Genomic DNA, 23,504 nt, shown 5'->3' with positions numbered 1-23,504 from the left:
GGTTCTAACCGGACGAAACACTCACGAGCTCACACCAGGAGATCAAAGATGACCGACCTGCCTACCTCCCTTGCCCGCCGCGGGTTCCTGATCGGCGGCGCCGCAGTGGGTGCGGGAGCCTTACTCGCCGGGTGCACGTCCAACGAACCGCCTGCCGCGCAGGCCAACGGCGGCGCGAACGTCGCCGCCGGGCAGGGCGACAACGCCAAGGCCGGCAAGATGGTGACCATCGGGTTCTCCGCTCCGGCGGCCGACCACGGCTGGATCGCCGCGATCACCAAGAACGCCAAGGCGCAGGCCGAGAAGTTCAAGGCCGACGTCACGCTGAAGGCCACCGAGGGCACCAACGACGCGAGCCAGCAGATCGCGCAGGTCGAGACGCTGATCAACCAGAAGGTCGACGTGCTCGTGATCCTGCCGATGGACGGCAAGCAGCTCACGTCGGTCGGCCAGTCCGCGATGGACAAGGGCATCCCGGTGATCAACCTCGACCGGATCTTCGACACGCCGCTGGCGTACCGGACGTGGATCGGCGGCGACAACTACCGGATGGGCGTCAACGCGGGCGCGTACATCGCCGCGGAGATGAAGAAGAAGGGCATCAGCAACCCGGTCATCGGCGAGATCGCGGGCATCGACTCGCTGCCGCTGACCCAGGACCGCAGCCGCGGCTTCAAGGACGCCTTGGCCAAGGCCGGTTTCGCGGTCGGCCCGCGGCAGGCCGCCGAGTTCACCGTGGAGACCGGTGAGAAGGCGACGGCGAACCTGCTGCAGGCCGCGCCGAAGCTGGACGCGCTGTGGAACCACGACGACGACCAGGGCATCGGCGTGATGGCCGCGATCAGCGCGGCCAACCGCAAGGAGTTCATCATGGTCGGCGGCGCGGGCTCCCGGAACATGATCGACAAGATCAAGGCCGACAGCGACGTCATCAAGGCGACCGTGCTCTACAGCCCGTCGATGTCGTCGTCGGCGATCGCGCTGGCGCGCCTGCTCGGCCAGGCCAAGGGCATGGGCGATCTCGCCGAGCACGAGATCCCGGCGCTCATCACCACCTACTCCGCGGTGGTCACCAAGGAGAACGCTGCCCAGTACGCCGACGTGGCGTTCGACTCGTAACGGGCGCATGACCGGGGTGTGCAAGCCGTTTGTGATCAGGAAGGGTGATCGATGAGCAACGCAGGCGACGGGACTATCGGCGTCGGCATGGTGGGCCACGCCTTCATGGGGAGGGTCCATTCGCACGCCTGGCGCACCGTGCACCACTTCTTCGACGTGCCGCAGGCGCCGCGGCTGGCCGTGCTCGGTGGTCGTGACCTCGAGCGCACCAAGGCCGCCGCGGCCAAGCTCGGCTGGGAGGACTTCGAAACCGACTGGCGGGCGCTGATCGCCCGCGACGACGTGCAGATCGTGGACATCTGCACACCGGGTGACTCGCACAAGGACATCGCGATCGCCGCGCTCGAGGCGGGCAAGCACGTGCTGTGCGAGAAGCCGCTGGCCAACACGGTCGAAGAGGCGCGGGAGATGGCCGAGGCCGCCGCCGCCGCGTCGGCGCGCGGACAGCGCTCGATGGTGGCGTTCAACTACCGCCGGGTGCCCGCGCTGGCCGTGGCGCGCCGGATGATCGCCGACGGCAAGCTCGGCAAGATCCGGCACGTGCGCGCGCAGTACCTGCAGGACTGGCTGTCGGACCCGGACGCGCCGATGGCGTGGCGGCTGCGCAAGCAGGAGGCGGGGTCGGGCGCGCTCGGTGACATCGGCGCGCACATCATCGACGCGTCCCAGTTCGTCCTCGGCGAGCACCTCGCGGGTGTGTCCGCGCTGACCGAGACGTTCGTCCACAAGCGACCGATCGCGGGCGACCCGGACGGCAGGCTCGACGACGTCACGGTGGACGACACCGCGTTGTTCATCGGGAAGTTCGCGTCCGGCACGATGGCGTCCTACGAGGCGACCCGCTTCGCGCTGGGCCGCAAGAACTCGATGCGCCTCGAGGTCAACGGGGAGAAGGGCAGCCTGGCGTTCGACTTCGAGTCGATGAACGAGCTGTCGTACTACGACGGTGGTTCGCCGGACGAGACCGCCGGTTTCCGGCGGATCCTGATCACCGAGGCGAGCCACCCGTACGCCGGCGCCTGGTGGCCACCCGGCCACATCATCGGTTATGAACACACCTTCACCCACGAGGTGTTCGATTTTCTCACCCACATCGGCGACGGCACCGATCCCGCGCCGAGTTTCGCCGACGGCCTGCAGGTGCAGCAGGTCCTCGGTGCGGTGGAAGCCAGTGCGGGCAACGAGTCCAGGTGGACCGCTGTGCCCTGAGCCATCAGTGGTGGGACGCTGCCCGCGCCGGGGTGCAGCCCGGCCGGGCAGCGTCGTCGCCCACAGACCGACCTGGTCGAAAGGAGACAGCTCTTCCCTTCTCACGGTCACGCAACCGCTGCGAGCAAGGAGAACTTACCAGTGGGACCGATCAACGGCGCCGGAATCCACAAACGCCGCACGTGGCGCTCGTTAGCCGCCGCTGTGGCACTGACCACAGGGCTGGGGGTGGCGAGCGCCCTGCCGGCCGCCGCGCACCCCGACCAACCGCACATCCTGGTCTTTTCCAAGACGGCGGGCTTCCGCCACGACTCGATCCCCGACGGCATCGCCGCGATCCAGCAACTGGGGCAGCAGAACGACTTCGAGGTTTTCACGACCGAGGACGCGGGGGCGTTCACCGACGCCAACCTCGACCAGTACGCCGCCGTGGTGTGGCTGTCGACCACGGGTGACGTGCTCAACGCCGACCAGCAGGCGGCCTTCGAGCGTTACATCAACGACGGCGGCGGTTACGTGGGGGTGCACGCCGCGTCGGACACCGAGTACGACTGGCCGTGGTACGGCGAGCTCGTCGGCGCCTACTTCAAGTCACATCCGCACATCCAGCAGGCGACGGTCGACGTGGAGGACCACTCGCACCCGTCGACCGCGGGCGTGCCGAACAAGTGGGTCCGCACCGACGAGTGGTACAACTACCGCTCCAACCCGCGCGCGAACGTCAAAGTACTGGCTACTTTGGACGAGAAGAGCTACCAGCCGGGCGACGGCGCGATGGGGGACCACCCGATCGCCTGGTGCCACAACACCAATCGCGGCCGGTCGTGGTACACCGGCGGCGGGCACACCAAGGAGTCCTACGGCGAGGACGCGTTCCGCAAGCACCTGGTGGGCGGGATCAAGTACGCCGCCGGTGTGCTGCCGGGCAACTGCTCGCCGGGCCCGGACGAGCAGCCGGTCGACTCCGACTTCGACCAGATCACCCTCGCCAAGGGCGAGGAGAAGACCGGTGAGCCGATCGCGCTCGCGGTCCTGCCCGACCGGCGCGTGTTGCACACGTCCCGTGACGGAACGGTGTACCTGACCACCCCGGACGCGACCACCAAGCAGATCGGCAAGATCCCCGTCTACAACCACGACGAGGACGGCCTGCAGGGCGTCGCGATCGACCCGGACTTCGCGAACAACAAGTGGATCTACATCTACTACGCACCGCCGTTGAACACCCCGGCGGGTGACGCGCCGAACGACGGCACGGCAGCGGACTTCGAGCCGTTCAACGGGCACAACCAGCTGTCGCGGTTCAAACTCGGCGACGACGGGATGCTGGATCCGGCTTCCGAGCAGAAGATCCTGGCCACCCCGGCGACCCGCGGGCTGTGCTGCCACGTCGGCGGCGAGATCGACTTCGACGCGCAGGGCAACCTGTTGATGAGCACGGGTGACGACTCGAACCCGTTCGCCAGCGACGGTTTCACGCCGATCGACGAGCGCGCCACGCGCAACCCCGGTTACGACGCGCAGCGCACCTCGGCCAACACCAACGACCTGCGCGGCAAGATCCTGCGGATCAAGGTCAACGCCGACGGCTCGTACTCGATCCCGGCGGGCAACCTGTTCGCACCGGGCACCGAGAAGACCAAGCCGGAGATCTACGCGATGGGTTTCCGCAACCCGTTCCGGTTCGCGGTGGACAAGCAGAGCGGCTGGATCCACCTCGGTGACTACGGTCCGGACGCCGGTGCGGCCAACCCCGCCAGGGGCCCCGGCGGCACGGTCGAGTTCAACCTGATCAAGGCGCCGGGCAACTTCGGCTGGCCGTACTGCGTCGGTGACAACCAGCCGTTCGTCGACTACGACTTCGCGACCGGCCAGTCCGGTTCGGCGTTCGACTGCGCCGCGCCGAAGAACGAGAGCCCGCACAACACGGGCCTGGTCGACTTGCCGCCGGCTCAGGCCGCGTGGATCCCGTACGACGGTGGTTCGGTGCCGGAGTTCGGCTCGGGCGGCGAGTCGCCGATGGGCGGCCCGACGTACCACTTCGACGCGAACAACCCGTCGAAGACGAAGTTCCCGGCGTACTTCGACAAGAAGAACTTCGCCTACGAGTGGGACCGCGGCTGGATCAAGGAGATCACGGTCGGGGCGAACGGCGAGCGCGGTGACGTCAAGCCGTTCTTCAACTCGATGGACCTGGTCCGGCCGATGAACATCGAGTTCGGCCCGGACGGCGCGTTGTACGTGCTGGACTACGGCACCGGCTACTTCGGCGGCTCGCCGGAGTCGGCGGTGTACCGGATCGACTACACCAAGGGCACCCGCACGCCGGTGGTGAAACTGGCCGCCGACAAGACATCCGGGCACGCCCCGCTGACGGTGAACTTCAACCCGGCCGGGACGAACGACCCGGACGGCCAGCCGATCACCTACGCGTGGGACTTCGAGAACGACGGCACGGTCGACTCGACCACCGCTGGGCCCGTGACCCACACCTACACCCAGGAGGGCCAGTTCACCGCGAAACTCTCGGTGACGGACTCGGTCGGACTGGTCGGCGTGGCCAACGTGACCATCACGGCCGGCAACACCGCGCCGACGGTCGTGGTCGAGGCCCCGGTCAACGGTGGTTTCTTCAAGTTCGGCGACAAGGTCCCGTTCAAGGTCAAGGTCACCGACCCGGAAGACGGCCAGATCGACTGCTCGAAGGTGCACGTCCGCTACATCCTCGGGCACGACAACCACGGCCACCCGCTGAGCGAGGCGTTCGGCTGTGAAGGCGTGATCGAGACGCCCGGCGAGGGCGGGCACGGCGAGGACGCGAACATCTTCGGCGTGATCAACGCCCGCTACACCGACAGGGGCAAGGGCACTGTCCCGCCGCTGCTCGGTGAGGGCGAGAACATCATGCAGACCAAGCTCAAGCAGGCGGAGTACTTCTCCAGCATGAGCGGGATCCAGGTGGTCGCCAACGCCGGTGCCAGCGGTGGCAAGCAGGTCGGCTACACCGATCCGGGTGACTGGATCGCGTTCGACCCGGCGAACCTGTCCGGGATCACCGGCCTGGGGCTGCGGGTCTCGTCCGGCGGCGCCGGCGGCAAGATCGAGGTCCGCTCCGGCGCGGTCGACGGCCCGCTGTTGCAGACGTTCGACGTCGCCAGCACCGGTGGCTGGGACAAGTACGTCGAGCTGCCGGTGAAGCCGCTGGCCGCCCCGGGTGGCACGAAGCCGCTTTTCCTGGTGTTCCGGGACAACGGCCCCGGTGGGATGTTCGATGTGGACGCTCTGCGGTTCGAGGGGACCGGTGTGGCGCAGCCACCGGCGTGCCAGCCGACGCAGCCGGAAGCCGGGTACCGCAGCCTCTACGACGGCACGCAGGCCAGTCTCGGCAACTGGAAGCAGTCCGGCCCCGGCCGGTTCGCCCAGCAGGCGGACTGCACCGTCCTGTCCGAGGGCGGCATGGGTCTGTTGTCGCACAAGGAGGAGTTCAACGCGTACAGTCTGAAGCTGGACTGGAAGGTCGCGGGCGACGACAACTCCGGTGTGTTCGTCGGTTACCCGGAGCCCGGCAACGACCCGTGGGTCGCGGTCAACCAGGGCTACGAGATCCAGATCGACGCGACCGACGCGCCGGACCGCACGACCGGGTCGGTCTACTCGTTCCAGTCGGCCGACATCGCCAAGCGCGACGCGGCGCTCAAGCCGCCGGGGCAGTGGAACGGCTACGAGATCATCGTCCGCGGCCAGACGATCCAGGTGCTGCTCAACGGCGTGCTGATCAACGACTTCGTGTCCACGGACCCGAACCGCGATCTCACGCAGGGCTTCATCGGCCTGCAGAACCACGGCAACGGTGACGACGTGTCGTTCCGCGACGTCCGGATCAAGGAGCTGGAGACCACACCGCCGGTGACGGTCGCCAACTTCGCCAACCCGGGCGGCTGGCACCCCGGTCAGGTCCCGGTCGAGCTGGCCGCGACCGACGAGGGCTCCGGCGTGGCGCGTACCGAGTACAAGCTCGACAACGGCCCGTGGACGCCGTACACGCAGGCGGTCGTGGTCAGCGGGGACGGGCAGCACACGTTGCTGTACCGCTCGCACGACAAGGACGGCAACGTGGAGCCGGACAAGGCCGCGACGATCCTGATCGACGCGTCCAAGCCGACCTTGCTGGTGTCGGGCCTGGCCGAGGGCCGCGTCTACGGAGACTCCACCGACGTGGTCGTCAAGTGGCACGCCGAGGACGTGACGTCCGGCATCGCTTCGGTGACGGGGTTGCTGAACACGACGCCGATCCAGTCCGGCCAGGTCACGTCGTTGCACCAGCTGCCACTGGGTGTGCACAACCTCTCGGTGACAGCTCTTGACAAGGCGGGCAACCGGACAGAGCAGAAGCTGACGTTCGCGACGACGACGTCGCTGCGGGACGTCGACCAGCTGATCACGCGGTTCCGCGCGACCAACCGGCTGTCGTTGTCCGCTTTTGTCAGCTTGTCCGGCCAACTGTCCAAGGCCCGCAAGGCCGAGGCGGCCGGGGATGACGCAAAGGCAGTCAAGCAGTTGCGAAAGTTCGTGGAACTCGCGAATGATCCGGCTAAGGTCACCGACTCGGATGTCCGGTCCACCCTGGTCAGGGATGCCCGTGCGGTGATCGACTCGCTCGGTGGCGGTCCGGCACTGCCGAGGGCGAGCTCCGGAAGCTGAACCACGGCCGAGGTGTTCTTACGACGCGGGAGCACCTCGGCCGTTCGCGGGAATGAGGTTGAGGCCAATGCGGCAACGATGCGGACTATGGCTGATGGGGGCACGCGGCTCCGTCGCGACCACCGCGATCACCGGTCTGCTCGCTTTGCGGGCCGGACTGGTCCGGCCGGTCGGGTGTGTCACCGAGCGGCTCGACATGGATCACACGGTGTTACCGACCTGGGACGAGATCATCGTCGGCGGTCACGACATCGTTTCGATACCGCTGGACAAACGGGCCGAACAGCTCGCCGAGTCCGGCCTCATCCCCCACTCGGTGTTCACCGCCGTGGCCGACGGGCTGCGCGCGGTGGACACCGAACTGCGGAGCGGGTACCACCCGGTGTCGCACACCGGGTCGCAGGCGGCAGCGGCCGCCAGGCTCGCCGCGGACATCACCGACTTCCGTGCCCGGCACTCGCTGGACCGGGTGGTCGTGGTCAACGTGACCTCGACCGAGCCGCCCGTGCCCGCGTTGCCGGAACACGACGACCTGGACCTGCTCGACCGGGCACTGAACGATCCACAACGGACGGTTCTGCCGCCGAGCTCGCTCGGTGCGTACGCCGCGTTGACCACGGGCAGCCCGTACGTCGACTTCACCCCGTCCCCGGGAATCCGGATGCCCGCGCTGGTGGAACTGGCCCGCCGCCAGGACCTGCCGTACGCGGGTGCGGACGGCAAGACCGGGGAGACCCTGCTGCGCACAGTGCTCGCGCCGATGTTCGTCGCGCGTGCGCTCAACGTACGGTCGTGGGCGGGCACGAACCTGCTCGGCGGCGGCGACGGCGCCAACCTGGCCGACCCCGACCAGGCCAAGGGCAAGCTGGAGTCCAAGGCACGCGGCCTGGCCCAGCTGATCGGCGACGTCACCGCGCCGCTGCACATCGACAACGTGCCGGACCTGGCCGAGCGCAAGATCGCGTGGGACTACGTGTCGTTCGAGGGTTTCCTCGGCGCCAAGATGAGTCTGCAGTTCACCTGGGACGGCTACGACTCGGCGCTCGCGGCCCCGCTCGTGCTGGACCTCGCGAGGCTGGTCGGCGCCGCGCACGCGGACGGGCAGAGCGGAGCGTTGCCCGCGCTGGCGTTCTTCTTCAAGGATCCCTTGGGGACCGACGAGCACCGGTTCGCCGAACAGACCCGGATGCTCGCGCAATGGGCGGCCGACCTGTGAGGGCGTACGTGGAACTGGTGCGTGCGCCGGCGGCGTTGTCCGTCCTCGGTGACACGCTGGCCGGCGCGGCGGCGTCCGGGAACCCGTTGGGGGGCAGGCGCCTGGCGTTGCCGTTGGCGTCCGTCGCGTTCTACTGGTCGGGAATGGCGCTCAACGATTGGTCCGATCGGGCGCTTGACGCGCGGGAAAGGCCGGAACGCCCGATCCCGTCCGGGCGGATCTCGCCGAACCAAGCGCTTGCGGTGGCCGGTGGCCTGACCGCGGCCGGTCTGGCGCTGGCGGCGTACAGCAAGTCGCTGAAGGCCGCGGTGCCGCTGGCGGCGGCCGTGTGGGCGTACGACCTGGTGCTGAAGTCCACTGTGGCCGGTCCGGCGGGGATGGCGTTGTGCCGCGGGCTCGACGTGATGCTCGGCGCCGGCGGCGCACGATCCGCCCTGCCTGCCGCCACGGTCGTGGCCGGGCACACGCTGGGGCTCACCGCGTTGTCGCGCGGGGAGGTCCACGGCGCGTCCGACATCGTTGCCAAAGCAGCGCTGACCGGGACCGCGGTGGCCACGACCGCCGCTGTGGTCGGGAAATCCGCGTCGTGGCGGCACCGGCTGGGCGCGGTGGCCTTCGGCGGGATGTACGCGGCGAACGTCGGATACGCACAGCTCGCGGCCACCAAGGACCCGTCCGGTCCGACCGTGCGCAAGGCCACCGTGGCAGGAATCCACGGCATGGTCCCGTTGCAAGCGGCGCTGGCCGCCCGGCGCGGCTCGCTGCTCGGCGCGGGGCTGCTGTCGGCCGCGTTGCCGCTGGCGCGCAAGCTGGCCAAGAAGGTGAGCCCGACATGAGCTTCGCTCTCGGCTACGGCACCAACGGGTTCGCCAACCACCGGCTGGACGACGCCCTGCGGATCATCGCCGACCTCGGCTACCGCTCGGTCGCGCTGACGCTGGACCACCACCACCTCGACCCGTTCGCTGCGGACGTGGTCAAGGAGACCGGACGGGTAGCCGGGCTGCTGTCGTCACTCGGCCTGCGGTGCGTCGTGGAGACCGGCGCCCGGTACCTGCTCGACCCGGCGCGCAAACACCACCCGACGCTGGTGTCCGGCGACACCGCTGTCCGGATCGACTTCCTGCACCGCGCGATCCGGATCGCCGCCGACCTGGGCGCCGACTGCGTGTCCTTCTGGTCGGGCATCAAGCCGTCCGATGTGGATGACGAGACCGCGCACCAGCGGATGCTCAGCGGTGTCGGCAAGGTGCTGGTCGAAGCCGACCGGCGGCGGGTGCGGATCGGACTGGAACCCGAACCGGGAATGCACGTCCAGCACCTCGCGCAAGCGCTCGCGTTGCGCGCGGAACTGGGCGACCCGGAGATGCTCGGCATCACCCTCGATGTCGGGCACTGCGTCGCGGTCGAACCGGTGAACGCGGCCGAATGCGTACGGCAAGCCGCCGGGCTGCTGGTCAACGTGCAGCTCGACGATATGCGGCCAGGTGTGCACGAGCACCTCGAGTTCGGCGAGGGCGACCTCGATCTGCCGGGCACCCTGGCCGCGCTCGCCGAAGCCGGGTACACCGGTGTGGCGGCCGTGGAACTGCCGCGGCACAGCCACGCCGCGCCCGACGTCGCGCGCCGCGCGTTCGCCGCGCTGACCGCCGCCATGCCACTCGCGGATTCGGAATGGGTGGGAGAAGTGGATCATCCCTGGCTGGTTGACGCCGAGCGGCGGGTCCGGGCCGAACCGGCCGCCGTGCGTGCGCTGTTCCCCGCTGTCGGCCGGAAAGTCGGCCGTCAGGCCATGCGGCCGGAAATCGATCCGCAGGGCCTGATCCACGGCACGGTGGACGATCTGGCCCGCACACGTTTGCTCGCCGCGCTGGCGGGCGTCCTGCCTGCGGCGGAACTCGCGGCCGAGGTGACCGAGCTCTACCGCTACGGCGACGACGCGGAACGCCGTGGTGTCCTGCGTGGACTGACGACGCTGCCGCCGACGGTGGTCGAAGCCGGGCTCGGCCTCGTCCAGGACGCGTTGCGGACCAACGACATCCGGCTGGTCGCCGCCGCGCTCGGGCCGTTCGCCGGCGAACACCTCGACCAGCACTCCTGGCGGCACGGCGTGCTCAAGTGCCTGTTCGTCGGTGTCCCGCTGGCCGCGGTCGCGGCCGTGGACCGCCGGACCGACCCCGAGCTGCTCCGGATGATCGCCGACTACGCCGACGAGCGCAGAGCGGCGGGCCGCGAAGTCCCTGCCGACGCCGTACGCCTCTTGGAGACCAGCTGATGCGCATCTTCGACCCGCACATCCACATGACCTCGCGGACCACCGACGACTACGAGGCGATGTTCGCCGCCGGCGTGCGCGCCATCGTCGAACCGGCCTTCTGGCTGGGCCAGCCCCGCACCGGCGTCGACTCGTTCAAGGACTACTTCGACGCGCTGATCGGGTGGGAGCGGTTCCGCGCGGCCCAGTTCGGCATCCGCCACCACTGCACGATCGCGTTGAACCCGAAGGAAGCCAACGACCCCCGCTGCACGCCGGTGCTGGACATCCTGCCGCGCTACCTCGCCAAGGACGGCGTGGTCGCGGTCGGCGAGGTCGGCTACGACTCGATGACGCCAGAGGAGGACGACGCCTTCGCCCGCCAGCTCGCGATGGCCGTCGAGCACGAACTGCCCGCGCTCGTGCACACCCCGCACCGCGACAAGCTCGCTGGTACACATCGGACGCTGGACGTGGTCAAGGAGTCCGGGATCGCACCGGAGTTCGTCGCGGTCGACCACCTCAACGAGGTCACGGTCAAGACCGTCAAGGACTCCGGCTGCTGGATGGGGTTCTCGATCTACCCGGACACCAAGATGGACGAGGACCGGATGGTCGCCATCCTCAAGGAGTACGGCACCGACAAGGTCCTGGTGAACTCCGCCGCCGACTGGGGCCGCTCGGACCCGTTGAAGACGTACAAGACCGCGCGCCAGATGCTCGAAGCGGGGTTCACCGCAGCCGACGTGGACAAGGTGCTCTGGCAGAACCCGGTCGACTTCTACGGCCAGAGCGGGCGGCTCGTGCTCGACGAGCTGCCCGGGTTCACCGCGTCGGCGGAGACGTTCGCGGGCAACTCGGTGCTGCGGGGTGGCCGCCGATGACCCGGCTCTGCTACTGCACCAACGTGCACCCGGCCGAGGACCTGCCAGGGATCCTGGCCCAGCTGGACACGTACGCCGTGCCGGTGCGGGAGAAGCTGGGCGCGGACCGGCTCGGGCTGGGTCTGTGGCTGGCCGCGGCCGTGGCGGCCGGTCTGGCCTCGTCGCAGACCGAGTTGCGCAAGTTCCGCGCCGAGCTGGATGCCCGCGGTCTCGACGTGATCACCATGAACGCCTTCCCCTACGGTGGTTTCCACGCCGATGTGGTGAAACTGGCGGTGTACGAGCCGCGCTGGACCGACCGGCGCCGATTGAAGTACACAACGGATTGCGTCACGGTGCTGAACGGCCTGCTGCCCGACGACGCCGCGTACGGCGGGATTTCCACGCTCCCGCTCGGCTGGCGTGAACCGTGGACCGAGGCGGACGACACGGCGGCACAGGACGCGTTGGCCGAGCTGACCCGGAGCCTCCGATCGACCGAGCGCTTGATCAAGCTCGCGGTCGAACCGGAGCCGGGGTGCATCTTGGACACTGTCGCCGACACCGTCGAATGGCTGGCGCCACGCGTCGACCCGGAGTACATCGGACTGTGCCTGGACACCTGCCACCTGGCGGTGTCCTTCGCCGACCCGGTCGAGACCGTGCGCTCGATCGAGACCGCGGGGCTGGAGATCGTCAAGGTACAGGCGTCGGCGGCGTTGCACGTCGAGGACCCGAAGGCCGCCTACGAGCAGCTGGAGGAGTTCGCCGAGCCGCGCTACCTGCACCAGGTCCGGGAGTCGGCGCCATGCGGAACCATTCTGACCGCCGACGACCTGCCCGAGGCGCTGGAGTCTTTGCCTGCGGTCGGGCCGTGGCGGGTGCACTTCCACGTACCGCTGCACGCCGAACCCGACGAGCCGCTGGGATCGACGACCGACGTGCTGACCGAAGTGCTGGACACGGTGCCCAGTGACCGGATCGTCGAAGTCGAGACCTACACGTGGAACGTGCTGCCCGACCGGCACCGGCAGGATCTGGTAGACGGTATAGCAGCGGAGCTGGCCTGGGCAGAGGGCCGCCTGAACCTGGAGGTCTCATGAAGCCCCTTGTCGTCATCGACATCGTCGGGATGACGCCACGACTGCTCAAGCACATGCCGAACGTCTCCCGCATCGCCGACAACGGCTGGCAGGCGGAACTGGGCACGGTGCTGCCCGCGGTCACGTGCAGCGCGCAGTCGACGTTCCTCACCGGCAAGATGCCCGCGGAGCACGGCATCGTCGGCAACGGCTGGTACTTCAGGGAACTCGGTGAGATCTTCCTGTGGCGCCAGCACAACAAGCTCGTCGGCGGTGACAAGCTGTGGGAGGTCGCCCGTGCCGCGAACCCCGGCTACACCTCGGCGAACGTGTGCTGGTGGTACGCGATGGGCGCGACGACGGACCTGACCGTCACGCCGAGGCCGATCTACTACGCGGACGGCAAGAAGGAGCCGGACTGCTACACCCGCCCGGTCCGGCTGCACGACGAACTGACCGAGGCGCTGGGGGACTTCCCGCTTTTCCAGTACTGGGGCCCGACCGCGTCGATCGCGTCCAGCAAGTGGATCGTCGAGGCCTCCCGCAGGATCCTGTCCGGGCACAAACCGGACCTGCTGCTGGTGTACGTCCCGCACCTGGACTACGACCTGCAGCGGTTCGGCCCGGACTCGCCGCAGGCGGTCGACGCGGCGCGTGACGTGGACGCCGCGCTGGCGCCGCTGCTGCAGGACGCGAAGGCCGCCGGGGCGACCGTGGTCGCGTTGAGCGAGTACGGCATCACCAACGCCAGCAGGCCGATCGACGTCAACCGGACCCTGCGCGCCGAAGGTCTGCTCGAGGTGTACACACAGGACGGTATGGAGTACCTGGATCCGTGGGTCTCCAGGGCTTTCGCGGTCGCCGACCACCAGGTCGCGCACGTCTACGTGCAGGACAACAACGATCTGGCGCGGGTCAAGGACGTGCTGGAGCGGCAGCCCGGCGTGGACGTGGTCCTCGACCGCGTCGAACAGGCTCGCTACCAGCTCGACCACCCGCGCGCGGGCGATCTCGTGGTGGTGGCCGAGCCGGACGCGTGGTTCACTTACTACTACTGGCTCGACGACGACCGCGCGCCGGATTTCGCCAGGGGAGTGGAGATCCACCGCAAGCCCGGCTACGACCCGGCCGAGCTGTTCTTCAACCCGGCCGACCCGCTGGTGAAGGCCAAGGCCGGGCTGAACCTGCTGAAGAAGAAGACCGGACTGCGGTACGCGATGAACGTCGTCCCGCTGGACGGCGCGCTCGTGCGCGGATCGCACGGCAGGCTGCCGGACTCGCCGCAGGACGGGCCGGTGCTGCTGTGCTCCGACAGCCGCGATCCCGGCAGGGACAGGCTGTCGGCCGTCGACGTGCACTCGCTGTTGCTTGGCCTGCAAGACATCAGGCCGTTGGCCGAAGTTCTGAAAGGATAGTGATGAGCCGACCGATCACGCTGTTCACCGGGCAGTGGGCGGACCTGCCGTTCGAGGAGGTGTGCCGGCTCGCATCGAGCTGGGGATACGACGGCCTCGAGATCGCCTGCTCCGGTGACCACTTCGAAGTGGACCGCGCACTGTCCGAACCGGACTACGTGGCCGGTCGGCACAAGATACTCCAGCGGCACGGGCTCAAGGTCTGGGCGATCTCCAACCACCTGGTCGGCCAGGCGATCTGCGACGACCCGATCGACTTCCGGCACCAGAACATCGTGCCCACCCGGATCTGGGGCGACGGTGACGCCGAGGGCGTGCGCCAGCGCGCCGCCAAGGAACTGGCCGACACCGCCCGCGCCGCGCGCAAACTCGGTGTGGACACGGTGATCGGCTTCACCGGGTCGAAGATCTGGAAGTACGTTGCGATGTTCCCGCCGGTCGGCCAGGACGTGATCGACGACGGCTACCAGGACTTCGCCGACCGCTGGAACCCGATCCTGGACGTGTTCGACGAGGAGGGCGTGCGGTTCGCGCACGAGGTGCACCCGTCGGAGATCGCGTACGACTACTGGACGACCCGCAAAACCCTCGACGCGGTGGACAACCGGCCCGCGTTCGGGCTGAACTGGGACCCGTCGCACTTCGTCTGGCAGGACCTCGACCCGGTCGGGTTCATCCTCGACTTCGCCGACCGGATCTACCACGTCGACTGCAAGGACACCAAGAAGCGCTTCGACGGCCGCAACGGCCGGATGGGCTCGCACCTGGCGTGGGCCGATCCCCGGCGCGGCTGGGACTTCGTGTCGACCGGGCACGGCGACGTGCCGTGGGAGGAGTGCTTCCGCGCGCTGAACGCGATCTCCTACACCGGCCCGATCTCCGTGGAGTGGGAGGACGCGGGGATGGATCGGCTTCGTGGCGCGGAAGAAGCGGTGAAGTTCATCCGCAACCTGGTTTTCGACCCGCCCGCCGCGGCTTTCGACGCGGCGTTCAGCTCGAAGAAGTCCTGAAGGGATCACCATGGAACTGTCCCGTAGGTCCATGCTGCGCGGCGCCGCCGCCGCGGGTGTCGCGGCAGTGGCGTTACCGGGCACGGCGGCAGCGGCGTCGTCACGTCCCAAGCTGCGCATTCCCCGCGACAAGATCAGCATCCAGCTGTACACCCTGCGGTCGAACCTGCAGAACGACCTGGAGGGCACCCTCTCCGCGCTGGCCGACATCGGCTACCAGCGCGTGGAACTGGCCGGGACCTACGGCCGCAGCGCGGCGGAGTTCCGCAAGCTGCTGGACAAGTACCACATCCAGGCGCCGTCGTCGCACATCAACATCGGTGACGACATCAACAAGCTGATCGCCGACGCGAAGATCCTGGGCAACCAGAAACTGGTGCACCCGTACGAGAACCACGGCACCGCGGCCGGGTGGAAGGCCTTCGCCACCCGCCTCGAGGCGGCGGGCCAGACCATCCGGGAGGCCGGGTTCACCCTCGGCTACCACAACCACGACCACGAGTTCCGCAAGGTGGAGGGCCAACGGCCCTGGGACCTGATCACCAAGGGGACGACGCACCGCAACGTGCACCTGCAGATCGACCTGTTCTGGGCGGTGCACGCCGGTGCCGACCCGATCTGGCTCGTCTACGAGAACTACGGTCGCGTCCTGCACTACCACGTGAAGGACCGCACCAAGGACGGCAAGATGGTCGACCCCGGCAAGGGCGTGATCGACTTCGGCAACATCTTCCGCCGCACCTGGCACGAGGGCATCGACCAGTTCATCGTCGAGCACGACGAACCGACGGACGCGCTCGTGACCGCGAAGACCGGCTTCGACTACCTGGCGAACCTCAGGTTCTGACGCTGTGGCACAGGAAAGCCGCCTTGGGCACCCCCACACCCCAAGGCGGCTTCCGGTTGTCAGGAGCTGTAGTTCCGGCCCAGCGGCGCGCCGGGGATGGGCTTGGCGATCAGGCCGACGGGGATGAAGAAGCAGATCTGGGCGATCGCCATGGTGAGCGTCCAGAGCTCCTTCTCGTCGTAGTGCCCGGACACCCTGATGTACAGCTCGTCGGGAACCCGTTCCCCCAGGGGATTGGGGACGAGGACGGCTTCCACGAGTTCCAGCGCGGCCCGCTCCGGCTCGGTGAAGTAAGGAGCGTCCCGCCACGACGGCAGAGCGGCGATGCGCTCTTGCGTCTCACCGGCCGCGCGCATGAGCTTGGTCTGCATGACGGTGTGGTACGTGCTGCCGACGATCTGCCCGCCGCGCAACTGCACGAGCGCGATGGTGCTCGACGGGATCGACCCGTTGCGGACGGTCTTGTTCATCGCCGCGGCCAACGTGGTCATGTCCGGGAAGAACGGAGACGGGTCGGGCAGTCGTGATTGAACGGTGTCCTGCTCGGTCGTCGCGGTCATCTGCTTGTCTCCCATGTGTCGGATGGTCTTGTGGTAGTCCGACGACGTGGCTCCGTGAAATGTGAGGCGGGGCTACACGCGGGTGAAGCAGTGGAAGAGACCGTCGGCGTCCAGCCCGTCGGACCGGAAGCCGCAGCGAGCCAGCAGGCGGACCGATTCCGTCAGGCCGAGGATCCGGAACGTCGAGCGCTGGTGGGCAACGGTGACCGGCCCGTCGGTGATCCAGTAGTCCTCGGTCAGCAAGTTGTCGCCCGCGTCGTGCACTTCCTGCCGGTGGGCCAGCCCACCCGGCAGCCGCAGGCTGTGGTCCACGTGCGGCCGCTGCACGGCCACCAACAGGATCCCGCCGGGCCTGAGACAACTCCGCAAGTTCCCGAAAGCCTGCTCGTTCTCGCTGTCCGACCGCAGGAAACTGGCCATCGGGATGCCGTCGTCGGTGCGGGTGAACGCCCAGACGCCGCCGACGGAGTAGACGACGTCGAAGACCTGGTTCAGAGCCAGCCGCAACACGTCCTGCTGTTCGAGCCGCACCCGGTCGCGCAGGCGCCGCCGTGCCTGGCCGAGCATGCTCGCACTGGTGTCGATCCCGGTGATCCGCACGTCGCCCTGGCTCAGTTCCAGCAGTTTCTCGCAGACCAGGCCGGTTCCCACGCCCACTTCCAGCACGTCCCGGCGCTGCCCGGCCAACCTCAGAATCGCCGCCGAATACACGTCGTAGTCGTAATATCCCGACGTCATCACCATGTCGTAGTGGCTTGACAAACCTGCGTACGCGTCGCCTGTCATGTGAGATGAACCTACTGGCCTCACACTTCGGCCCGCTATCTCGTCAGAGGGAGGTGACCAGCTTGAACGAGATCATGAGCGAGCGGCGACAGCTGATCAACCTCGCCTACCGGCTGCTCGGCTCCCTCACCGACGCCGAGGACGTCGTGCAGGAGACCTACGCCCGCTGGTACGCCATGTCACCCGGCGAGCAACAAGCCATCGACGCACCCGGCGCCTGGCTGACCACTGTCGCCAGCCGCATCTGCCTCGACCAGCTCCGCTCGGCCCGCGCCCGGCGGGAACGCTACGTGGGCGAGTGGCTCCCGGAACCTTTGCCGGAGCACACGGACACGCCCGGCGACCCAGCCGACCGCGTCACGCTCGACGAGTCCATCACCATGGCGTTCCTGGTGGTGCTCGACTCGATGACCCCGGCGGAGCGTGTCGCGTTCGTCCTGCACGACGTTTTCCGCTACCCGTTCGCCGAAGTCGCCGAGGTGGTGGGGCGCGCACCGACGGCCTGCCGCCAGTTGGCATCCTCGGCCCGGCGCCGTGTCCGCGCCGCCCAGCGCGCCCCGATTCCCTCAGCCGAGCACGCCGAGGTCGTCCGTGCCTTCAAACAGGCGTGGGAAGCCAAGGACATCGAGGCCCTCGTCGGCCTGCTGGACCCGGACGCCACAGCGATCGGTGACGGCGGTGGAGTGGTCGCGGCCGCGCTGCACCCGATCGAGGGCGGGGAGCGGATCGCACAGGGCCTCGTCGACATCGCCAACGGAGTGCCGGACCTGAAGGTGCTGGAGCGCGTCGTCAACGGCCAGCCCGGCCTGATCGGCCAGATGGGCGGTGTGACCGTGCTGGTGGCGGCGTTCGACATCGTCGACGGCCGCGTCAAACACATCTGGGGCGTGCGCAACCCCGAGAAACTCAAGCCTTGGACCAGCTAGCGGCGTGCGACGCGAGGCCGTCGACCATCTGCTGCATGACGCGGCCCATGACTCCGCGCATCAGCAACCCCATTCCCCACCGGGTGGCGTACGTGCCGTGCCAGCGGATGAGTGTGCCGCCGTCGCTGGTCGGGGTGAGTTCGATGGTCGCGTCGTAGTCGTGGATGGCTTTGTTGAACGCGTCCTCGTACGTCATCCGCTTCTCCTCGACGAGCCCGGTCAGGCGTTCGCCGGTCACGGTTTTCCCTGTGCGGAACGCGCGGACCGCGCCGACGGGGTCGCGGCCGTCCGGGTCGAGGCCGCTGGAGCGGTCCAGGACGAGTTCGTCCACAGCGGACCAGACTGGCCATGTCCGCGCGTCGAGGAGCAGGCGCCAGACGACCGCCGGGGACGCCGTGGACGTCGCGGTCACATCGTAGTTCTGCACGATCCGAGACTACGGGCGGTCACGGCCCGGGGACATGCGCGGGATTGCCGGGCATCGATCAGTTCTTGCTGCGCGCGGCCGTCAGCTTCCGCTGGATCCGGGTGGCGAGGCGTTTGCCCGCCGGGGTCAGCAGGAACGTGTCGTCGGTGTCCGGTTTGCGGGCCAGGCCACGGCAGATGACGCCGTGCGCCTCGATGCGGGAGCAGAGCCGGTCGGTGATGTCCCGCATCGACGTCTCGGCGTAGAGCGTCGGCAACGCCTCGTCGTAGAGCTTCTTGTACAGCGCTGTCCGGGCTCGCCACGGGACGTACCACGGCACGACGAGCAGCAGGACGGTGGCGAACGTGATCGCCGTGGCCATCCCCGCTCGTGCCCACCACGGTGCCGCTGACCACCAGGGCGCGGCGAACGGTGTCCCCGGGGCGGTGAAGGACAGGGCGATGGCGAACAGCACGTACATCGAGCCGTACACCACGGCCCAGCCCGCCGCCGCTGCCGACGGGTCGCGGGTGGCCGGGTCGATCCAGCCCTTCTCCGGGTGCCGGTGCCAGGTGCGCAGGCCACGGCCGCCGAAGTAGCTCAGCACCGCCGCAACGGCCACCAGGCCCGCTGTCACGATCAGCACGAGCACCGCGTTCGCGTCCAGGATGCCGAAGATCCCGCTCAACCAGATCAGCGCCCCCGCGCCGACCACGCCCAGCGCCACCAGCGGCCCCACCCAGCCACCGGATTTCAGCCACGCCGGGAATCCCGTGATCAGCTTGCCCACGCTGCCCATCGGCGTCAGGCTCGTGCCCGGCAGGCTGCCCAGCAACAACAGGGCCGCGACGACACAGACGAAACCGATCAGCCCGGTGAGCCCGTGACGGGTCTGCGCCGACCCGGTTTCCGACAGCCCGTACGCCACCAGGGGAATGACAGGGGAGAGCAGGACCAGTCCGTGCAGCAGGCTGCTGGTGCGGACCGCGCTGTAGCCGAAGGCCGCCAGGATCGCCCCGCCGCCGAACGACGCCGCCGGCGCCTCCGCCCATTCCGGCAGGGCACCGAACATCGCCAGCACCAGCAGCAGCCCACCCGTGGCGAGCCCGAACTGGCCGAGGAACCGCGCCAGCTTGCCGCCCTTGGTCAGCCCGAAGATCGCCCAGTACGGCAGCAACACCACGCCACGCAACGACCGTGTCACCGGCCGGGCCGCTTTCACGCCGAGCTGCGGGCTGTCGGCGAGCGTGATCGCGGTCGCCGCCGCCGTCGCCACCGTGCGGATCATCTGGTCGCTGGCGGCTTCGTCACCGAGCGGTTCACGGCCGATGCCGGCGCGGTCGAACGCCTCCAGCGCCTTGATCCCCAGGTCGGCGGTTTCCGGCGTCAGCGGCTGTCCCGCAGGCAGCCGTTCGAGCGTGTCGAGCAGGCCCGCGTACTGCTTGACGAACCGTTCACCGTGCGAGCGGACGTTCGCGCCGTCGACGGCGTCCGCGGCGATCGCCCGCCGCAGTTCCGGCAGCTCCTCGATGATGATCTGGATGTGCGACGCCCACGCCACCAGGTCGGCGAGCGCCGTGCAGGTGGCGGGCAACGCGGAACCCGCTTCGGCGTCCAGCGCGTGGGCGAGCTCAGCGACGGCTTCGTCACGGCACTGCCGGATCCGCTGGTCGGTCGGCAGGCCGCCGAACAAGCGCTTGACCAGGTCGTCGACGACGGTGGCCGCGTCCACCGTGCCCAGCTGGCCGGACAGGTCCGCCGCGCGCCGGATCCTGGCCGGGTCCAGCATCACCCGGCACAGCATGCTGGCCGCGTCCATCCGGCCCCAGATCCAGTCGTTCGCGCGCCACGACCGTTTCAGGAACCCGGAGAACCGCGACAACGAGTAGCCACCGGCCTTGTCGTCGGGCGTGAGGCTCAAGCGGGCGAACGGGTTCGCCGTCTGCAGGCTGATCTGCGCCAGTTCGACCTGCTGCTCCTCCGGCGCGTCCGAGTCGTCGGCCAGGCACGTGGTCGCGATCTCCAGCGCGAGCAACCGCGAGAGCCACCGGTACTCCGGCGGGAACGACGCGTCCTGGTCGTCGTCCGACAACTGCGCGAAGTCACGCCACGCCAACAGATCCGGGTCACGCACGACCAACGCGTCGTCCGAGGCGAGGATCCGGGCGCCTGCGCCGAACGCGTCCGCGACACGCAACACCAACTGCCGGACCGAGGTGCCTTCCTCGCCGGTCATGCGCGTGTTGTACTCGACGAGCCGGTTCGCCCAGCACTCGCCGTCCGGCGACTCGACCGGCTCGTCCTCCCACGCCTTGTGCATCGCCAGGCGCATCCGGCGCAGCCGCGCGCGTGTGGCGTGCACAGTGGCCCGTGCCGCGTGGATCTCGCTGATCGCGGAATCCTTCGGCATCACCCAGACCAGGCGCTTGAGCATGTCCAAAGCGGACGCCGCGATCCGCTCGCCCGTCGTGATGTCCCACGGCCAGCCCGCGTCGCCGAGCTCGCTGATGCTCACCGGCGGCTCGGTCGCGGGCACGTACGGCAGGGAACCGTTGTCCCGCAGCCACTTGCGGTGCGCGACCTCGACCGCGTCCTTGATCCGCTCGAACGACCACGCCTCGCCGTGCGGGTCACCGGTCCTGGCGCGGGCGACCATCTGGCGTTCGGCCAGCTTCCACGCCGCCCGCCGCAGCCGGATGTCGCGGTAGTGCGGGTGCAGCGTGGCGACGAGCGAGTACAGCTGACCGGCGACCGGGCCATCCGATGTGGACAGACGGGCGAGCAGCGCGTTCCGGCCGCCGCGCCGGGCACCGGCGCCGCGGTTGTACTTCTCGATCTCGTCGACGAACGTGCGGTTGCTCTGGCTGGACTGCGCCCGCATGATCGACCGGACCGCGCCGACCACGCTGGGCTGGTCGACCTTGGCCTGCGGCGGTTTCTCCGGCCCGGCGGCGGCCGCGTGCGGGAACACCAGCAGCATGACCCGCCGCGTCGGTCCCTCCGCGGGCATCTGGTCGATGGCCTCCAGCGCCTCACGGGTCGGCGTGTTCACCAACGCGCCGCCGTCGACCACGTACTGCGAACGGTCCCACGACGCGACATCCCGCATCGGCGAGTTCTCGTCCAACGGCACGTAGGACGGCTCGAACGCGACGGGGAACGACGCCGACGACCGCGCCGCCAGCGCGAGCTGGTGGGTCAGATCTCCCGGGAGGCGACCGTTCTCGGCGAAGTGGTCCAGCTCGTCGTCGCGCCGGAACCGGAAACTGCCCTGGTGGACGGTCTGCGTCAGCCGCTGGCCGAGCGCGTCCGTCGTGGTCTTCGTGACGCCCTGCAACAAGGTCGTGGTGATCCGCAGGTCCATCGGCCGCGCCTGGACGTCCCGCGGCTCGTAGCGCGTGGTCAGCCTGCGCATCGCGTCTTCGAGGCGTGGCAGGAAGAACTCGTCTCCCTTGAGCAGCGACACCGGTGCGCCCTTGAACGGCGTGCGCAGCAGCAGGTCCATCCGGCCCTGCTCGGCCCACAGCTCACGCAGGCTGTTGAGATCGGCGCTCGGATTGACCTGCGCGAGCGCCAGCGCGGCGCCGTTGATGCCCCCGGCGGACGTCCCGCTGATCACGTCGGCCCGCGCGGTGGCGCCGACCAGTCCCAGCAGGTCCGCGTACCCGCCCGCGGCGCGCGTGAGCCGGTCCAGTTCCAGCACCACGCCGCCCATCCAGACCGCGAGGCTGACGCCGCCGTTCAGCACGACGGCGAACCGGACTTCCTCCCAGGTCGGGTCCTGCTCTTCGGTCATGGCGGCGACTCCCCATCGGCGACACTCGACCATCGGCCGGTCGGCGCAAGCGGTTACGCCTTGTCACCTGTTCGTGATGCGCCGTGCCGTGGGGGAGACCCTACCGAAGCGGATCACTCCGCTCTGTGGCGATGCGGGGCCTGGGCCGCCGGTGCGCTCTGGGCCGAGGTCACGGCCGCGGGTTCGGCCTCGTCGGGCTGGGTGGCCCGCAGCTCGTCCATCCGGCTGGTGAACTCGCGCAATAGCTCGTCGAAGATCGGCGTGGACATCGGACGCGGTTGGGTCATGTCGTGCCGCTCCTCTCGTCTGGACGTACGCGGGCATATTCCTGAAGCCCACGGTCTCACGCAGTGACCGGACACGACCGGGCGATCCGGGCATGTCGGCGACACTTACCCAAAGTGGTGATTACCGGATGCGGTGGGTGAATCGTCACTACTCCGAACGGGGTATTAGCTGTGTTACCCGTCGGTAGGCAATGATGGGGGCATGGCTGACAACCTCGTATCGCTCCAGGTGAAGCAGTCCGGTCACGTCGCCGAGGTGACGCTGCTCGGACCGGGCAAGGGCAACGCGATGGGCCCGGACTTCTGGCGCGAACTGCCGGTCGTGTTCCGCGAGCTCGACGCCGACCCGGACATCCGCGCGATCGTGCTCACCGGCAGCGGCAAGCACTTCTCCTACGGCCTCGACCTGCCCGCGATGATGACCGAGTGGGGCGGGATGCTCGGCGGCACCGCGCTGGCCGGTGCGCGCACCGAGTTCCTCGCCAAGATCCGCACCATGCAGGACTCGGTCACCGCCGTCGCGGACTGCCGCAAGCCGGTGATCGCCGCGGTCTCCGGCTGGTGCGTCGGCGGTGGTGTCGACCTGATCGCGGCCGCCGACATCCGGCTGGCGTCGGCGGACGCGAAGTTCAGCGTCCGCGAGGTGCGGGTCGCGATGGTCGCGGACATCGGCAGCCTGCAGCGGCTCGGCGGGATCGTCGGCGAGGGCCACCTGCGCGAGCTCGCGTACACCGGCAAGGACGTCGACGCGGCCCGCGCCGAGAAGATCGGCCTGGTCAACGACGTGTACGCGGACCAGGACGCGCTGCTGGCCGCCGCGCACGAGCTGGCCGCGTCGATCGCCAAGAACCCGCCGCTCGTGGTGCAGGGCGTCAAGGACGTGCTCGACCACCAGCGCGCGCCCCGCGTGGCCGACGGCCTTCGCTACGTCTCGACGTGGAACGCGGCGTTCCTGCCGAGCAAGGACCTGGGTGAAGCGGTACAGGCGTTCCTCGAGCGTCGCGATCCGGAGTTCTCCGGTGAATAA

At 68.9% G+C, this 23,504-nt stretch carries 18 protein-coding genes; 13 read left to right on the top strand and 5 right to left on the bottom strand.

From position 1 onward, the window contains the following. Positions 1–48 precede the first annotated feature (48 nt). The 11 genes from AOZ06_RS33015 to AOZ06_RS32965 all read left to right on the top strand — a co-directional run bounded on the left by AOZ06_RS33015 (position 49) and on the right by AOZ06_RS32965 (position 15,716). Positions 49–1,119: a substrate-binding domain-containing protein gene (locus AOZ06_RS33015; protein WP_054292968.1), complete on the top strand. Its 1,071-nt coding sequence runs from the start codon at positions 49–51 to the stop codon at positions 1,117–1,119. 51 nt (positions 1,120–1,170) lie between these two features. Further along, positions 1,171–2,328 carry a Gfo/Idh/MocA family protein gene (locus AOZ06_RS33010; protein ID WP_054292967.1) on the top strand — a complete coding sequence of 386 codons (1,158 nt, stop codon included), beginning with the start codon at positions 1,171–1,173 and terminating at the stop codon, positions 2,326–2,328. A gap of 150 nt (positions 2,329–2,478) precedes the next feature. Continuing rightward, positions 2,479–7,029 (top strand): ThuA domain-containing protein, encoded by a 4,551-nt coding sequence (locus tag AOZ06_RS33005; RefSeq protein ID WP_054297088.1) that lies wholly within the window; start codon positions 2,479–2,481, stop codon positions 7,027–7,029. A 94-nt stretch (positions 7,030–7,123) separates the two neighbouring features. After that, entirely contained in the window at positions 7,124–8,245 is a 1,122-nt protein-coding gene (locus AOZ06_RS33000) for an inositol-3-phosphate synthase (RefSeq protein ID WP_236951817.1), read from the top strand. Continuing rightward, positions 8,242–9,081 (top strand): SCO3242 family prenyltransferase, encoded by an 840-nt coding sequence (locus AOZ06_RS32995; RefSeq protein ID WP_157233859.1) that lies wholly within the window; start codon positions 8,242–8,244, stop codon positions 9,079–9,081. Before AOZ06_RS33000 ends, AOZ06_RS32995 begins: the two co-directional genes overlap by 4 nt. Further along, positions 9,078–10,520, top strand: a complete 1,443-nt coding sequence (locus AOZ06_RS32990) for an EboA domain-containing protein (protein ID WP_054292964.1) — start codon at positions 9,078–9,080, stop codon at positions 10,518–10,520. Before AOZ06_RS32995 ends, AOZ06_RS32990 begins: the two co-directional genes overlap by 4 nt. After that, on the top strand, positions 10,520–11,383 hold the full coding sequence (locus AOZ06_RS32985) for a TatD family hydrolase (RefSeq protein ID WP_054292963.1): 864 nt from the start codon (positions 10,520–10,522) through the stop codon (positions 11,381–11,383). Before AOZ06_RS32990 ends, AOZ06_RS32985 begins: the two co-directional genes overlap by 1 nt. Further along, positions 11,380–12,465 carry a metabolite traffic protein EboE gene (eboE, locus tag AOZ06_RS32980; RefSeq protein WP_054292962.1) on the top strand — a complete coding sequence of 362 codons (1,086 nt, stop codon included), beginning with the start codon at positions 11,380–11,382 and terminating at the stop codon, positions 12,463–12,465. The genes AOZ06_RS32985 and eboE overlap by 4 nt, the downstream gene beginning before the upstream one ends. After that, positions 12,462–13,859, top strand: a complete 1,398-nt coding sequence (locus AOZ06_RS32975) for an alkaline phosphatase family protein (RefSeq protein WP_054292961.1) — start codon at positions 12,462–12,464, stop codon at positions 13,857–13,859. The genes eboE and AOZ06_RS32975 overlap by 4 nt, the downstream gene beginning before the upstream one ends. Before the next feature lie 2 nt (positions 13,860–13,861). After that, the gene (locus tag AOZ06_RS32970) at positions 13,862–14,869 is read left to right on the top strand and encodes a sugar phosphate isomerase/epimerase family protein (protein ID WP_054292960.1); all 1,008 of its coding nucleotides are present in this window, start codon (positions 13,862–13,864) and stop codon (positions 14,867–14,869) included. 10 nt (positions 14,870–14,879) lie between these two features. After that, positions 14,880–15,716, top strand: coding sequence for a sugar phosphate isomerase/epimerase family protein (locus AOZ06_RS32965; RefSeq protein WP_054292959.1), 837 nt, complete (start codon positions 14,880–14,882; stop codon positions 15,714–15,716). Positions 15,717–15,775: 59 nt separating this feature from the next. Here the strand turns inward: AOZ06_RS32965 and AOZ06_RS32960 are convergent, their stop codons facing one another. Continuing rightward, the gene (locus AOZ06_RS32960; protein ID WP_225952963.1) at positions 15,776–16,291 is read right to left on the bottom strand and encodes a carboxymuconolactone decarboxylase family protein; all 516 of its coding nucleotides are present in this window, start codon (positions 16,289–16,291) and stop codon (positions 15,776–15,778) included. Positions 16,292–16,348: 57 nt separating this feature from the next. Then, positions 16,349–17,014 (bottom strand): class I SAM-dependent methyltransferase, encoded by a 666-nt coding sequence (locus AOZ06_RS32955; protein WP_236951816.1) that lies wholly within the window; start codon positions 17,012–17,014, stop codon positions 16,349–16,351. Positions 17,015–17,067: 53 nt separating this feature from the next. Here AOZ06_RS32955 and sigJ point away from each other — a divergent pair, with 53 nt between their 5' ends. Continuing rightward, complete coding sequence (gene sigJ, locus AOZ06_RS32950; protein ID WP_083472091.1) at positions 17,068–17,988, top strand: RNA polymerase sigma factor SigJ; 921 nt, start codon at positions 17,068–17,070, stop codon at positions 17,986–17,988. Here sigJ and AOZ06_RS32945 read toward each other — a convergent pair. From AOZ06_RS32945 to AOZ06_RS57000, 3 genes are all read right to left on the bottom strand, one after another. Further along, positions 17,969–18,415: an SRPBCC family protein gene (locus tag AOZ06_RS32945; protein WP_054292957.1), complete on the bottom strand. Its 447-nt coding sequence runs from the start codon at positions 18,413–18,415 to the stop codon at positions 17,969–17,971. The two genes, sigJ and AOZ06_RS32945, sit on opposite strands and share 20 nt — an antisense overlap. 58 nt (positions 18,416–18,473) lie before the next feature. Continuing rightward, positions 18,474–22,190: a patatin-like protein gene (locus AOZ06_RS32940; RefSeq protein WP_054292956.1), complete on the bottom strand. Its 3,717-nt coding sequence runs from the start codon at positions 22,188–22,190 to the stop codon at positions 18,474–18,476. 113 nt (positions 22,191–22,303) lie between these two features. After that, the gene (locus AOZ06_RS57000; RefSeq protein ID WP_157233393.1) at positions 22,304–22,477 is read right to left on the bottom strand and encodes a hypothetical protein; all 174 of its coding nucleotides are present in this window, start codon (positions 22,475–22,477) and stop codon (positions 22,304–22,306) included. A gap of 202 nt (positions 22,478–22,679) precedes the next feature. On the opposite strand from AOZ06_RS57000, the gene AOZ06_RS32935 reads away from it, so the two are divergent. Further along, the gene (locus AOZ06_RS32935; protein WP_054292955.1) at positions 22,680–23,504 is read left to right on the top strand and encodes a crotonase/enoyl-CoA hydratase family protein; all 825 of its coding nucleotides are present in this window, start codon (positions 22,680–22,682) and stop codon (positions 23,502–23,504) included.

This window comes from Kibdelosporangium phytohabitans, from assembly GCF_001302585.1.
GTDB lineage: Bacteria > Actinomycetota > Actinomycetes > Mycobacteriales > Pseudonocardiaceae > Kibdelosporangium > Kibdelosporangium phytohabitans.
This window is presented reverse-complemented; position numbering and strand designations above follow the sequence as displayed.